Annotated in this window: 14 protein-coding genes; 6 read left to right on the plus strand and 8 right to left on the minus strand. The window is 43.4% G+C overall.

Annotation, left to right across the window (positions count from 1 at the left end; translation table 11 throughout):
• The first annotated feature begins 81 nt into the window (after positions 1–81).
• The gene (locus tag OU792_RS03340; protein WP_134201895.1) at positions 82–765 is read left to right on the plus strand and encodes a hypothetical protein; all 684 of its coding nucleotides are present in this window, start codon (positions 82–84) and stop codon (positions 763–765) included.
• Entirely contained in the window at positions 762–1,913 is a 1,152-nt protein-coding gene (locus tag OU792_RS03345) for an aspartyl protease family protein (protein WP_274669466.1), read from the plus strand. Before OU792_RS03340 ends, OU792_RS03345 begins: the two co-directional genes overlap by 4 nt.
• A 33-nt stretch (positions 1,914–1,946) precedes the next feature.
• On the opposite strand, the gene OU792_RS03350 is transcribed toward OU792_RS03345, so the two are convergent.
• The 7 genes from OU792_RS03350 to OU792_RS03380 all read right to left on the minus strand — a co-directional run bounded on the left by OU792_RS03350 (position 1,947) and on the right by OU792_RS03380 (position 8,939).
• A complete protein-coding gene (locus tag OU792_RS03350; protein WP_274669467.1) occupies positions 1,947–2,810 on the minus strand; it encodes an SDR family oxidoreductase in 864 nt (287 codons plus the stop codon).
• Positions 2,811–2,842: 32 nt separating this feature from the next.
• Positions 2,843–3,997: a serine hydrolase domain-containing protein gene (locus tag OU792_RS03355; protein WP_274669468.1), complete on the minus strand. Its 1,155-nt coding sequence runs from the start codon at positions 3,995–3,997 to the stop codon at positions 2,843–2,845.
• Positions 3,998–4,080: 83 nt separating this feature from the next.
• Entirely contained in the window at positions 4,081–4,641 is a 561-nt protein-coding gene (locus tag OU792_RS03360; protein WP_274669469.1) for a hypothetical protein, read from the minus strand.
• Positions 4,642–4,780: 139 nt separating this feature from the next.
• Entirely contained in the window at positions 4,781–4,996 is a 216-nt protein-coding gene (locus tag OU792_RS03365; RefSeq protein ID WP_274669470.1) for a hypothetical protein, read from the minus strand.
• A gap of 214 nt (positions 4,997–5,210) precedes the next feature.
• On the minus strand, positions 5,211–5,831 hold the full coding sequence (locus tag OU792_RS03370; RefSeq protein WP_274669471.1) for a CatB-related O-acetyltransferase: 621 nt from the start codon (positions 5,829–5,831) through the stop codon (positions 5,211–5,213).
• A 97-nt stretch (positions 5,832–5,928) separates the two neighbouring features.
• Positions 5,929–7,152 carry an MFS transporter gene (locus OU792_RS03375; RefSeq protein ID WP_274669472.1) on the minus strand — a complete coding sequence of 408 codons (1,224 nt, stop codon included), beginning with the start codon at positions 7,150–7,152 and terminating at the stop codon, positions 5,929–5,931.
• 5 nt (positions 7,153–7,157) lie between these two features.
• Positions 7,158–8,939, minus strand: a complete 1,782-nt coding sequence (locus OU792_RS03380) for a tetratricopeptide repeat protein (protein WP_274669473.1) — start codon at positions 8,937–8,939, stop codon at positions 7,158–7,160.
• Between the two features lie 315 nt (positions 8,940–9,254).
• On the opposite strand from OU792_RS03380, the gene OU792_RS03385 reads away from it, so the two are divergent.
• The gene (locus OU792_RS03385; RefSeq protein WP_134201886.1) at positions 9,255–9,905 is read left to right on the plus strand and encodes a hypothetical protein; all 651 of its coding nucleotides are present in this window, start codon (positions 9,255–9,257) and stop codon (positions 9,903–9,905) included.
• 359 nt (positions 9,906–10,264) lie between these two features.
• A complete protein-coding gene (locus tag OU792_RS03390; RefSeq protein ID WP_026945476.1) occupies positions 10,265–10,936 on the plus strand; it encodes a hypothetical protein in 672 nt (223 codons plus the stop codon).
• 87 nt (positions 10,937–11,023) lie between these two features.
• On the opposite strand, the gene OU792_RS03395 is transcribed toward OU792_RS03390, so the two are convergent.
• Entirely contained in the window at positions 11,024–12,919 is a 1,896-nt protein-coding gene (locus OU792_RS03395; protein WP_274669474.1) for an outer membrane protein assembly factor BamB family protein, read from the minus strand.
• Between the two features lie 264 nt (positions 12,920–13,183).
• Here OU792_RS03395 and hflK point away from each other — a divergent pair, with 264 nt between their 5' ends.
• A complete protein-coding gene (hflK, locus tag OU792_RS03400; RefSeq protein ID WP_026945477.1) occupies positions 13,184–14,161 on the plus strand; it encodes an FtsH protease activity modulator HflK in 978 nt (325 codons plus the stop codon).
• Positions 14,158–15,096 carry a protease modulator HflC gene (gene hflC / locus OU792_RS03405; RefSeq protein WP_026945478.1) on the plus strand — a complete coding sequence of 313 codons (939 nt, stop codon included), beginning with the start codon at positions 14,158–14,160 and terminating at the stop codon, positions 15,094–15,096. The genes hflK and hflC overlap by 4 nt, the downstream gene beginning before the upstream one ends.
• Positions 15,097–15,119: the final 23 nt, after the last annotated feature.

Genomic DNA, 15,119 nt, shown 5'->3' on the forward strand with positions numbered 1-15,119 from the left:
TCATCCCAAAAGGCTTCTGAATTGATCTTGGAGCTCTTTTTGTCAGCATCTTTGCCCCTGTTCAATCAAAAAGAAAAGTGGATGAACTTGCAAAGCATCGTTCTTGGATTACATATCCTATTTGGGTTTTCTGCCTTGACTTCGGGGCTGCTCGCTATTCTTGCTTCCAAAGGAGGAAAGCTACACCGCGTATCAGGGAAGATTTATTTTATCGCTATGACAGGTGTATTTGTCTCTGGGGTTTGGGTAGCTGTCGAGCGTGATAATCGCTTCCTTTTTTTGATCGCTTTCCTAAGTTACTATTCGGTCTTTGCGGGTGTGAGAGCACTCAAGCTAAAGCAACTTCACCGAGGTCAAAAACCTAAAAAGATAGATTGGATAGCAGGAAGCATCAATGCCTTGGCAAACTTTCTTTTTCTGGGTTTGGGTATTTTCTATGTATTCAAAAACGGCTTCTTCACGGGCGGAGCACTCTTGTCCATTGGTTTTGGGCTTGGAGGCTTAGCTATTAGCTATACTAATTTGTCATCCTTCATTTTCAAACCTCAAAAACCCTGGCATTGGTACCTATCCCATATCGGAAATATGATGGGGGGATATATTGCTACCTTGACCGCTTTCATTTCTACTACTGTGAGTAGATATGGCTACATGGATCCATTTTTTGCCTTTGCACTACCGAGTCTCATTGGTATTCCTCTTCTTATCTACTGGCAGCAAAAAATCAATCATTCTTTCGAGCAAAAAACAAAACAAGTACAATGAAAAATTTAGTGTGGTGCTTTTTAATATTGATCCTGTGCAGCTGTGATTACCTGACGCAAGTTCGTCTACTCAAAAACGGGGAAGTAGGAGAAAGTAATTACCTGGAGGAAATCCCATTTGAACTTAGAAAAGGAATTATTGTCGTGCAAGCCAAACTCAATGGAAGTGATACTAACCGTGAGTTTATCTTTGATACGGGAGCCTTTGACTGCAAGGTAGAGAAGGACTTAGCCGAAAGCTTGGGGATGCCAACCTTGGCTACACGAGATAATTCGACTGCTGCTGGTATTTCAAGGGAATTGGAAATCACCCGAGTAGAGGAATGGATGCTAGGTCAGATTCCTTTCAGAAATCTCTCAGCGGGAAAGCTTGACTATGATGCATCTTCTAGCAGTCCTTGTCTTGCTCCCCATGGCTTGGTAGGGTCAAATTTGATTCGCTTGGCCCATTGGAAGGTTGATTTTCAGAATCAAATGCTTTCTTTCTCTGATTCGGCATTCCAGCCCGATAGAATGGAAGCTCAGTATCGCATTCCCTTTGACCATGAAAAGCTCACTGGCATTCCAGAAGTTAGTATGGTAGTCGGAGAGCAGACTGTTAGCGGTTTGATCTTCGATTTGGGCTACAATGGGGGGATCGTCCTGCCTCTCTCCCTAGCCGATCAGATTCCAGGGGAAGTGGAAAAAGTAATTTTGGACCAATCGACCACCGGGATTTTTGGATCGAGCCAAGATTCCATCCTTGTCAAAAAGGTGAAAATCAATTTCGGAGGTTTCGAGCAAAGCATCCCTGTGGAGTTTTCGAGTTTGGGTAAGGGGTTGATTGGAACAGACTTTTTGAAGCATTTTGAGATCCTAATGGATTACCAAAAGAAGGAAATTACCCTCTTGCCACGAGAGCAAGTCCAAATACCCGAAGGGTTAGATTTTATACCCGGAATCGGTTCGGATGGACTGTGGGTAGTCGATCGAACCACGCCCGAACTGCCTTTGAAGCTTGGGCAAAAAATTAGAAGTATAAATGGGAAGAAAGCAAGAGAGGTGTTTCCAAGTCATTGTGATTATGTATTGGGGATTCGCGATTTTCTAGCTCAGGGAGTTTTCGAATTGGAACTAGAGGATGGGTCAATAATTCGGATCGAGTCCTGAGAAATCTTCACCATATCCTTGGTTTTCTTGACTTTATTCTAGGATTTTATCTCCTTCCTCCCGAAAGAATGCATCCAGGCGATGCACGCCATGGCGGGGAGCTACATTGTCCTGAGCCATCATACTCAGAAAGAACTCAATTGGTCCATAGGTCTTTGAACTTGTAAAGGTCCGCATGATGCCAAGTGCTGCTTTTCGGAGAAAATCGGGTAAATGAACGACCTTCCCTTCCTTTCCCATGGCTTTAAGAGCCAATTGGCCTATTTCATTTTGAGTAAAAATGTCCGGACCTCCGGCTTCTATCTCCTCTTGAGGAGAAGTAATACTATCTATGACCACTCGTGCCAAGTCTAATCCATGGATGGGGTTCAGCTTGTACTCTCCATCTCCAAAAAGGTAAACCCTGCCTGACTTGGCCATGGCCAAGAAGTCTTTCATATCAGAGAAGAAGCCATTGGGTCTTATGATACTATACTCCAAGCCAGAGTCTTTCAGAGCATCTACAAAGCGCTCCTTGGCGGCGGTAATTTTTAGATGCCGCATTTGCTCACCGTTTAGGACTGATACGTAGATAAATTTCCTGGCCCGATGACGCATGGCAAACTCTAAAAGGTTCAGATTGGCGCCATAATCCACGTCCATGTAGCTCAAACCGTCTTTTTGGCGAGTAATCCCCACGGTGGAAATTACTGTGTCTAACGGTTCTTCTATTTTTGGAAAGGTAGCCAACTTTGTGACATCGAGGACCTGGAATTCCTTTTCAGTTAAGCCTATTTTTTTGAGCTTTTCTTCGCTTCGTCCGAAAGCCAAAAAGTCATGGCCATGGTCTTTGAGCTCTTGGGCAATAAAGCTTCCCAAATAACCGGTGGCTCCTGCCAGTATTATTTTTCCTTGCATAATAGTGTGGTTTAGATTAGGGTGTTTGAGAATCAGTTTTTGTTTTTTTTTAGCTCCATTAATACCTTGATCAAAAACTCGACAGATCCTTTTTGGAATTCAGATTGATTGAAAGTGCCGCTGAGATAGGTGTCAAGTTCAGGGCAATAGTACATGAAGGCTCCAGTGAAGCCATGATGCCCGATAAGGGTCAAATTTGGTAAAAGCGGGAATAACTCTCTGATTCTCCATTGCATTAAGCCGTAGCCGTAATAGGTGCCTTTGCTGGCTGGAGTCCAGTTTTGCATGCCTCCCAAACTCTTTGTATCGACCAATTTACCCTCAAAATGAGCTTTCATAAAGATGGAGATGTCTTGTGTAGTGCTTCGGAGACCACCTCCTGCCCAATCGCTGGAGAGGCTTTTCATGCTTGAGACTTCCGCTTTTCCGAAGTAAATCTCCGTCATATGAGTAGCAGACTCTTCCAAAGGCTGCGACCGTAAATGCATAGAAGTGTGTATCATTCCAAGAGGCCAAAAGATCCGTTCCTGAAATACCTCATGAAGGGGCTTTTGCTCCAATGCTTCGATGATTAGTCCGAGCAGTAGATATTCTGTGTCCGTGTAGTGGTAATCTGTTCCTGGGGCGAAACGCGCTTGAAACCCAGCTTTGTAGAAGTCCAACATTTCTTGGGGAGTCCAAAACTTATCCGGTTTTTCGAAAGCGACTTCTAACATGTTGTTTCCTGTTTTAGGCTGATCTTCGAAGTAATCCGAAAGTCCGGACCGGTGCTGCAAAAGATGCCCGATAGTAATCTCCTGAGTCCAATCTTTTCCTTCCCAGACGTGCAAGCCATTAGTGATTGAGTCCGGCAAGAATTGAAACATGGGTAAATCATAGTCCAGTTTTCCTTCTTCTACCAGCTGGGCAATGATCACTGCTGTAAAGGTTTTACCCAAGCTGGCAGTATGAAAAGGACTGTTGGTTTCTACTTTTTTTCCGTTCTTGAATTGCCCATAAGCCCAGCTTTTTTGAAAATCCAAGGCTTCGGAATCTACTCTGAAGAGTGCATTTTGAATCATCTGTTTTCCAGCTGTTTTTTGGAAAAGGCTATCTAGTTTTTTCTCCGTTTTGATTATGTCTTGTGCAAAGAGGAATTGGAAGAAGGACATGGCTATAAGGAAGATATAAAGAGTTCGGGTTTTCATGGTGAACAAAGTTGGAGAAACTCAGAAGGGGAAGCAGCTGAAGAACTCAGAACTTTTCCCTTCTGATTTTGGTGGTTCGGCTTTTAAAATAGCGTAATACCCACTCCAACGGAGAAATTGGTCGCGTCTAGATTTCCACCCTCACTTCGAGTTACGCGGCCCATGTAGAGACGGCTTTGGATGTCTAAGGCCCACTTTTTACGCTGCAGTACTTCATAACCTGTGGAGATCAAAACTCCCTTCCCCCACTCACTTTTTTTGGAGTCAGCTTCAGATTCGTAAAGTGCTCGCATATCCAAGGACGCACCGTAGCCACCACTGATCCACCATTTGTCAGTAGCCCAATATTGAATGGATGGGATAATGCCTTCAAAGCTCCTGTCGACTCCTTCGGATTCATAGATTTGTCCGACGGTATTGACATAGATGGCTGTTCGTGGAGATACAAACCAACCCATTTTCAAGTTGGGAAGGGAGATGCCGCCTTGTGTTGGATCCTCACTCATGCCTTCAGTGAAATGCAGTACGCTTCCATTTAAAGAGACGCCGGCAGTGAAGCCTTTGCGTAGTGGTTTTTCGGTTTGAGCCTGAATATTCAGAGTTGTAATCAGGCTGACGAAGAAGATAAAGATTAGCTTTTTCATTTTTTGTGTTGTTTAAGTTTTACTTGTGTTTGTTTCAAATTGATGGGACAAATTTGGTGAGTAGGGAAAGGCCAGTCGTCTTGAATTATGAATCGGGACTTTTTGGTGAAATCCCGGACTTTTACCCTTTGGAGTAAAATCAGTCCTCTTTTGCAGATCTGAGCATGAAATTGACCAGGCTGATTCCTCCGCCTACAGCCATTCCGGTGCTGATCCAAAAAGTGATTTGTTTGTCAAAGTCCACTCCCAGTAATCCGAGCGCGATGATTCCGATAGCTGTGCCTATAGCGACACCGATGAGCGTGCCGATGGCTACGCCTATGCCTGTTCCCAGTGTAATTGCTTTGTTTTTCATTTTTGGTTTTGATTAATGACTGGGACAAATTTGGTGAGTAGGGGAAGGCCAGTCGTCTTGAATTATGAATCGGGACGTTTTGGTGAAATCCCGGACTTTGAAGGTGAGAAAAATGGAAAAAGTCAGGTTTTGAAGGGTTCTTTAAAAAGAAATGCCAAAAGGAAAATCGTTTTCCTCTTGGCATTGGAACAAAAGTAAATAGACTAGTCTAGATTCAGAGCAGGCTTTCCAGCTGATCTCCAGTGAGGTGCTGCACGTTTTCGGTGATTCGCTCGATTGGCCAATCCCACCATTTCAAAGCCAGTAATTTCTCGATTTTTTCCTTTGAAAAACGCTTTTTGATTTCTTGGGCCGGGTTGCCTCCCACGATGGTGTAGGGCTCTACATTTCTTGTGACCACTGCCTTGCTGGCAATAATGGCTCCATCTCCGATTTGAACTCCCGGCATGATGGTCGCTCCATATCCTATCCACACATCATTCCCGATGATCGTATCACCTTTGTTTGGGTAGCTTTTGCCTTCCATGGCTATTTCCCACCCTTTTCCAAAAATAGCAAAGGGATAGGAGGAAAGGGATTTGGAAAGATGATTGGCGCCGTTCATGATGAAGGTGACATCCGAGGCGATCATGCAAAACTTCCCGATGATCAATTGATCTCCGACAAAATCGAAAAGATATTTGACATTTTTCTCAAAATTGTGAATGTCTTCAAAATCATCGTAGTAGGTGTAATCGCCTACCTGAATTTGAGGGTTTTTGATCACATTCTTGAGAAAACAAAGTCTATCATAACCCGGTAAAGGAAAGGCTTGGTTTTTATCTGGTCCTGTCATAATCTGCGTTTTTTGTTTGAATCAAAGGTGGAGGAAATAGCAATGTCAATCGTCCGGATATATGATTTCGGACTTTTTGCCATCAAGCTTTTTCGATTCAAACTGATTCCAATCTAGAGTCTGCTTTGACCTGTCTATCGACCAAAAAGACCAACCCTGCCGAAAAAATCATCAAAACAGTTATCAGCCATCCGATCTGGGGATAATGAAGCAGGCTTCCATCCGCAGCTTGATAAATAACCCAACCTGCAAGGGCTGCAGCAAGGCCTCCTGCTAATTGCTGAACGGAGGAGTCAATTGCCAGAAATGCGCCTCGATCAGACTTTTTCGGGACTGCCGTAGCCAAGGCTGTTGAAGAGACCATTCGGGCGTTTACCCCAAAATATAGAAATGAATGCACCAAAATAATCCATTCGAAGCCCTGAATTGCTCCCGCCGTGTAAATCAACACCGCTACTACGGAAAGCAAGGTGCCGAACGCGAAGATGGACCATTTCCCAAATCGATCGGCTAGTTTTCCAAAAATAGGAGCCGCTAAAAGGCTAGTAATTCCAATAGCTCCATACACATAGGGAAGTTGGCTTTCTTCAAGCCCCAGATTATTGGTGAGAAAGGCGGCATTGAAGGTCATAAAGATCACATCTCCACCCACAATCAAAATATTCGCGCTGTATACGGTCCAGTAGGAGGATTTTCTCAAATTGGAAAAAATGTGGCTCCAAGGAGGTGAGAGCTCGGTGGAATTTGACAATGGACGAATGAGAAAAGTTATCAGCAATAGCGCTAAAACTCCAAAACAGAAAATCATCGCATAAGCCATTTGCCAGGAAAAGGAGCTTGCGATAAACAGGGATAAGGGAAGACCCATCACTAGACTTGCGGCAAAGGCCATTTGAATCCAGCCCATAACCCGACCTCTTTGCGACAGCGAAAACAAATCGGCTACCATGGCAAAACAGATTGAAGCCATTACGCCTCCAAAGGCCCCGGTGATGATTCGGGCAATTAAAAGTATGAAGAATGAGGGTGATAAGCCACATATCACAATGCCGATCAAAAAGCAGGAATAGAATACCAGCAGAAATGATTTTCGCTCAAAACGATCCGCATAACCTGAGGCTAGCAGGGCAGAAATCCCAGCGCTCAAGGCATAGGCTGATGCAATCAGGCCAAACTCATCCGTACTGAGTTGAAGCTCAGCAAGCAAGGTAGCACTCAAGGCCGGAAGGAGCATGTAATCCAGTACCACGGTGAAAAGTAAACAGGAGAGACCCAGGATCACTAACTTTTGATAAGTGCTGAATCTTTCCGGTTTTTCCATAAAAATCAATTTCTGTGAGCTTTCACCCAAGCCTTGGGTGTTAGCCCGGTGGATTTTTTGAAAAAGTCATTGAATACCGATTTGGAAGTAAATCCACTTTCATAGGCCAAGCCTAAAAGCGTGATGTGGGCATTCGCCTTATTGGTTACTTTTTGCTTGAAAATCGCCAAGCGATGGGAATTGATATAGTCATTGAAGTTTTGACCCAATTTCATATTAATCAGCCAGGAAAGTTTGTTGGGGTGCAGCTCAATTTGTTCTGCCAAAGATCTTAAAGTTAGGTTGGTGTCGGTCACCACTTCTTCCAAGGCAATTTTTTCCCGAAGGCTTTGAAGAAAATGCTCACATTCCTCCTCGGACATCTGACTGTTTTGGGCGATGATAAGCTGCTGATTGGAGTGATGCTGACGGTGGGCTTTGTGGTCTTGGAAATTCATCTGATCGTAGATTTCCTGAAAGCGCTCGTCTTCCCGGATATTATCCCAAACCCACCAATATTTCAGGCTGACCATCATGCTTGATTTCTCTTCCAATCCTTTCTTCAGAAAGTGTATTGCCTCATCGGGTCGGTTCATCAGGCTGTACAAAGCTGCAGGGTCACAGGGGTCGATGTAATGACTGTTTTCGAGTTCCTCAAGGACCCCTTCCGTCTCTCCGCTCAGTACTTTGACAGTCATCAGGTCTAGTTTGACCAATCCCTCTCCGTTGGTCAGGTCAACGGCTCTATCAAGGGTTTGAAAGGCTTCCTCAAATCTCCCCAAATAGCCTAAAACCAAGCCTTTCCAACGAAGAGCCTCACTGAAGTTTGGGTCAATCCGCAGGCTTTCTTCAAAGGCAGGAAGAGCTTCCTCAAATCTACCAGAGAGGTAATAGCAAAGTCCCAGCCACCAGTAGCTGATGATGTGGAGGGGATCCCGGGATTGATTTTCCTTGGCAATGGCAATGGCTAAGTCATAGTCCTTTTGGATGAAAATATAGTAGTTAGTGATGAAGTCGATCTCATTATTCAGCCCGGCCGCAACTGCCTGATTGTAGGAGTTGATAGCAGCTCCCCAGTCCCAATCATGAAAAAGATGAACGTAAGCCATAACTTTATGGGCACGCATGTCCTTGGGATTGATAACAAGAGCTTTTTGGGCATATTCCCTCGATTTCTGAAAGCCCTCCTTGGCTGAAATCAGATTGAATCCTGCATGATGCAAGTAGGTTTCCCCGATGTAGGCAAAGGCTTCATGAAAGTCAGGGTCCAATTCGGTCGCCTTGGTAAACAAGACCAAAGCTTCTTTGACATCGGCCAAATCTTTTCGCTTAAAGTGATGACTACCTTTCAGAAAAAGGTCATAGGCTTCAGGATTGGTCGTTTTGCTGGACACAAGGCTGTCCTCTATTTCCAAGTGCCCAAAATTCTCCCGAATTCGATCTGCGACCAATAAACTAATTTCATCCTGCAAATCGAAAATATCCTCGAGTGTCCGGTCAAAGGTTTCGGACCAAATATGGAACCCGTTGTCCGTTCGGATGAGTTGGACAGCGATCCGAACCCGGCTTCCAGCTTTTCGAATGCTGCCCTCGATGACTGATGAAACTCCGAGTTTATTACCAATGATCCGAACATCTATTTTCTGCCCTTTGAAAGCAAAGGAGGAAGTTCGGGCAATGACTTTTAAGCTTTGGATTTTGCTCAGGGCGTTGATGATTTCCTCGGCCATTCCGTCTGAAAAATATTCGTTTTCCGGGTCAGAACTGAGGTTGTCAAAGGGAAGTACAGCAATGGAGCGTTGATTCATCCAATTGAAAAAGGCACCAAAAAAATACCTTGATAATGAGAATTAAATTTGAACAGCTTTCAAGATAAAACTTCCTGAAGTTTTTTGGCAAAAGAAAAGAGTTAAAAAACCAATGTTTAGGGAATAATCATATGTTTTTTTATTCATGAAGGACATTTCGTCCTGTAAAACCATTCCTTAAATCCACATTTTTTCAAAGTCCCGATTCTCACCAAAACGTCCGCAATTACATTTTGGGACGATTGACCTTGCCCTGTAGGCAAAATTTGTCCTATCAATTTGAAACAAACACAAGTCTTACTTAAACACAAAAAAATGAAAAAGCTATTCATCGTAATCCTTACAATGGCCTCACTAAATGCCTTTGGCCAAAACAATTTTCCGAAGGGGAGAGAAAAGGCGGTAGACTACAAATACAGGATCAGTACTCCCGGAATCACTGTGCCCCAGTTTTTTACCAAATCATGGGATGACCGAACCAACACCCAACATATCGAGCTTCACGTCAAGCGAAATCTTGATAATAAAAACATCATCGGGTTGAAGTTTGCCACTTGGCGTTTATTTCAACCAATGGGGATTCTTTGGTGGGATGGGCTACTCGATAAGGTGGAGTCAGAGACAGAGTTTTATCCCGGGCATGTGCGGGAAACGGGAATTGGATTTAGCTACCAGCGAATGCTCTGGAAAGGTCTCTTTGCCACCGTGGAAGTTCTACCACAGTTCAAAACCTATTTGGATGAGGAGGGTGAAAAAATAGGGAACGGATTTAAACTCTATAATTCCTTCCACCTTGGCTATCATTTGGCATTTGGCAAGAAAAAGCGATTCTTTGTGGAGCCTCAGGTTCATTCCCAGTTTTGGGTATTTGATACAAATACGCCCGATGGCTTCAAGCAGTTGGATGATCAATGGAAAAACTATTTCCTCTTTGAGCCCAATATTTACTTAGGGTTGAAGTTTTGATCGCTTAGAAAGTGAAAGGATTTGTAGTAGAATTTCCTGAGTTTGTCTGGAGCTTTTTTCAGGCAGGCTCAGGTTCTTGTTTTTTTAAGATTCATTCTTAAAGGAGGGTGGGATTTTTCCATGCAGAGTTTGGGCCAAGCCAAGTCAAGCCAAGATTTCTATTTAACTCCGGTTTGCTCTACTCAAGGCAACAAAGATCATTTCTTGGTCAGCCTATTACATCTCCTCTAGAAAGCGTTTCCTAGTGGAGTTTATGGTAATATTTCAATTTTTAAATAAATAAATTTGTGATTTAATTGATTGATTAGAACCATATTTAAAATTCTTGGTTAATTTTCAAATCATCAAAAACCTCAACCATGAAATATTTTATCTCCTTTGCACTAGTATTATTTCTTTCCACATCTTTTTTGCAAGCCCAAGATTCCGAACCCGCCTATCCCAGCAAGTATTGGAGTTCAGGAGGGGAATGGATTTTTTCTACTGGAAACGTTGAGGGACAAAATAATGTCGTACGATGGTCTCCTGTGATCAACCTTCAGAATTTTCTCAACTTCGACAGAAGTCAAAACTTTGGGTGGTTTACCGGAGTGAATCTGAGAAATGTGGGTTTTATCTATGACGAGAGCCCTTCCATCCGTAAGAAATTTAGAACCTACAACCTAGGAGTTCCACTAGGTTTGAAATTTGGGAATTTGGATAAAACCTTTGTCTTTTTGGGCTATGAACTAGAAATGGCCTTCAATTACAAAGAAAAAACCTTTGTAGACGAGCGAAAGACGGATAAATTCAACGTTTGGTTTAGCGATCGAGTGAACCTCTTTCAAAGTTCTGTTTTCGCAGGAATTAGCCTTTCCAATGGTACCAGTATTAAGTTTAAATACTATCCAACCGGATTTTTCAATCAGGATTTTACCATCTCTGAAATGGGCCAAGCTGTTAGGCCTTACGAAAATCTTCAAGCAAATATTTTCTACGTTTCACTGAGCTTCGATATTTTTGATAGAGGAGAATTCTCTTTTGGTGATTAAGTTTTTTTCCGACTTAAGATAGACTTAAAAATCAAAAAAGCCCCTGCAAGTAGATTTTGCAGGGGCTTTCGCTTTTCAAGCTATTGTTTAATTCTTTAAATCAAAAGCACTGATTTCGCCACTTCCTGATAGGTAGTAGAGGAAGCCTTCGATATCATCGACTTCGTAAACAGGCTTTTTATCCTTAAGAACAATCTCTTTTTCAGTATTTCCGGTATCCTTATTTACCTTGACTAATCCTACACCATCACTCAGATCGGTAAGGATAAACTGGTCGTTGGCAGTTGCCATAGTAGCTTTAAATCGCTTGGTCATCTCTCCGTAGGAAACAGAAGCAATATTGGAGAAGCTTTCTGCAGCTGCTGCATTTCTATTGGCACGCTGGGCCTCTGCACTGCTGTATTCCCCGATGTAGTAGGAATAGGTGGATTGGGACGCTGCCGCTGCCGCCACTGTTGCTGAGGCTACAGTCAATGCACCCAGAGCAACTTTTGCAAATGTACTTTGGCCGGGGGCCTTATGGAATACATGGTAATTTTCCTGACCATCGACATCAAGTAGCATCATATTTTGATCCGAAGCCAAATACAAGCCAGAAGATCGCATCCCCATGGTGTTGGGACTTTCTTTACCTTCAAATTTCAACTTAGCCAGTGTGCTGAGGTCTCCTGTATTTTCATCTATTGCCAAAATCTCCTCACCCGTACTGATCAGATATCGTCCATTCGCTTGGTCATAAGCACTGGTCACTGAAGTTGCTTTCTTGTATTGAATACCCTTTTTCCATTTGGCATCACCCGTATTTAGGTCGATGATATTTGCATCGGTATCGGTGATGTAGATCATTCCTTGTGGGGTGGTGGCCATGGTGTGAATATTTGCTCCGGTATCAATTGGCTTTTTAAAGAGCGGTGTGCCATCAAACTTGATTTTGTTGATTCCTCCTTCTGCCAAACCAAATAATATTCCATCCTCCATGACATAAAAATGCTGCACATAGCCTTTGGTTTTAGGAGCTTTTTCCCAGAGATCCTCTCCGGTTGCGGCATCGAGGAAGGCAATTTTTGATTCTCCACTACCACCAATTTGACTTACAAGGCTGCTTCCGCCTTTGAATACATCGCTAACTACCGCCAAGCCATTAGGAAGAATCTGAAAACGGGTCACAGAACCTTTGATTTTCCGCTCGTCATCCCATAGCTCCTGACCGTCTTTTCCGAATTTATGGATTCGGGTGTCCCCATTGGACCGTTCCTCAAATCCGTAGATTTCATTTCCTGTTTTATCTGCCACCATGCTGGTGATATTCTTAATTTCATTTTGCCAGATGATTCCACCTTCTTTGACATTGGCGGATACCACACCTTTTGTCGTTGGAACAAACACTTGATCATTGAGTAGGAATGGGGCACCTGAACTCATGGGAATTGCTGCACCACTTCGCACTTTGCCGGCATTTGGGTCCAGATTGGCAAAGCCATCCTGCTTACCTGTAGCCAAATCATAGATGCCCACAGCCAAAACTTCCCCTTCACTTTTCTCTCGATTGCCTACTACAACCAGTTTGTTTTCAGGGATAAAAATCTTCAGCTGCGCAATTTGCTTCCATCCATTTTCTTCGGTTACGAAGACTTTTTCTCCGGTGATCACATCGATCACGGTTCGCTTAGAGTTGGCAAAGATTGTTCCTGGAATTTGAGATTTTCCGCCCTGAGTCAATACAACATAAGGACTCATCGGAACCAGTTCCATCTCTTCTTCTTTGATCTTTCCATACTCCGCAAAATTGAAGTGTGGACTACTTGCACCAGGTTTAATCCCAGCCAATCCGTTACTGCCATTTACCAGCAATACACCTGCATCTGTCAGGGTCATTTTTTCGATTTTCCCACCGATTGTATACTTAAAGGTGGGAGCTGTCTGCGTCCAAGCCTTTCCTACCAGGAAGGCCAGCGCGAATAATAAGAAGCTTAATTTTTTCATTTGTTTGGGAGGTATAAAATTCCTTTAATTGATAGGATAAAGAAAGATTAATGACTCCCGATTTACCATACGCTATTTGTCGTATTTTACCATATATAGTTGTAGGTTTTACATCAGTTATTTCTGAATATTAAAAAACTTGACAGCGGAAAGTTTAGGGTTAAATCTTTAATCATAGCCTTTTTTATTGTAATCTTGATACTAAGACGATTATTCCAATCCCTCTCCTTGAGGAATCCGTAGTAAAAGATGTAAACAAGAAATATGGAAGACAGAAATTATCAAATCAATATCAATCCGGACTGGATTCGGAAGTACCTCAGTAAAATTCTGATTGGGGTAGTACTACTAATTGGACTATTCTCGAGTATTCGGACCGTGGGTCCTGAAGAAGAGGGAGTGGTCATTCAGCTTGGGGAGTACAATCGTACCGTGCAGCCTGGGCTGAACTTTATGCTGCCCTTCGGAATCGAGCGAATGTATAAAATCCCGGTTCAGAGACAGCTCAAGCAGGAGTTTGGTTTTAGAACCACCCGTGCAGGTCGTGAGTCTGAATATACCAAGTCTGGCTATGGAGATGAAAGTATGATGCTCACAGGTGACCTTAATTTGACTGATGTGGAGTGGGTGGTGCAGTATCGAATCACTGATTCCTACAAGTTTCTATTTAAAGTAAGGAATGCAGAAAAGACGCTTCGCGATATGTCTGAGTCAGTTATGCGAAAAGTAGTAGGTGATCGGACCGTCAATGAGGTGCTAACAGTCGGACGTCAAGAGGTGGCTTCCAGTGTGGAGGTTCGACTTCAGGAAATGTGCGACGAGTATGAGAATGGAATTCGAATCGACCAGGTTGTTTTGCAAGATGTGAATCCTCCGGAACCAGTCAAGCCTTCCTTCAACGCAGTAAACCAAGCGCAGCAAGAGCGGGAAACGCTCATTAATCAGGCTGAAGCTGAGTACAACCGAGTAATTCCAAGAGCTCGGGGTGAAGCTGAAGAGACGATCCAATTAGCTGAGGCTTTCGCCCTAAATCGTGTCAATCGGGCCAAAGGAGAAGCGGAGCGTTTCAATTCCTTGTATTCGGAATATGTAAAGGCTCCCGAAGTCACCAAGCAGCGAATCTACCTCGAAACGATGGAGAGTATTCTTCCGAAAATCGGTAACAAAATCATTGTGGATGAAAAAGGAAACAATGTGTTGCCTCTCTTGAATATTGATAAAGTAAAAACTCCGCAGCAATGAATCGAAAAAGAATAATAAGCATCGTAACCGTGGCGATTTTTACCATTTTGCTATTCAATAGTTATTTTATTTTGGATGAAACCCAGCAGGCCATTGTCACTCAATTCGGTAAGCCCGTGGGTGAGCCTCGGACCGATCCAGGAGTGAATTTTAAGATTCCTTTCCTTCATAAGGTGCAGTTTTTCGACAAACGATACTTGGAGTGGGATGGAGACAAGAATCAGGTGCCTACCAAGGATAAGAAATTCATCTTCATTGATACCTATGCGCGTTGGGAGATTACGAATCCCCTGCAGTTTTTCATCCGTCTTCGCGACGAGCGATCTGCCCAGTCACGACTGGATGACATTCTAGATGGCGAAACTCGAAATGCCATTGCTAGCCATGACTTGCTGGATATTGTCCGGTCTACCAATCGAGAACCGGAGATCACCGAGGATTTCATGGAGGAGATTGAGGTGCTCCAAGATATCTCGGTAGGACGAGATGAGATAGAACGGATTGTTTTAGAGAAGGCTAATGAGCGAACAGCCGATTTGGGGGTTCGTATTCTTGATTTCCGATTTAAGCGAATGAATTATGTGGACGATGTTCGGGATCGGGTTTATGATCGGATGATTTCTGAGCGAAACAGAATCGCCGATCAGTTCCGTTCGGAAGGTCAGGGCCGTGCCCGGGTCATTGAGGGAAATAAGGAACGGGACTTGGCTCAGATTCAGTCGGAGGCATTCCGAGAAGCTGAGGAGATCAAAGGTCGGGCAGATGCCGAGGCAACTGCGATTTATGCATCAGCATACAATAAAAACCGTCAATCCATTGAACTTTATAAGTTTTTGAGAACGATGGAAAGCTTCGAAAAATCCATGGATGGAAGCACCAGTATTGTGTTGTCCACCGATTCGGAGTTTTTCAAATATTTGAGAAAGTTGGATTAATAAATAAGTGAACGAGTATCAAG

Source organism: Algoriphagus sp. NF (genome assembly GCF_028823735.1).
Lineage (GTDB): Bacteria > Bacteroidota > Bacteroidia > Cytophagales > Cyclobacteriaceae > Algoriphagus > Algoriphagus marincola.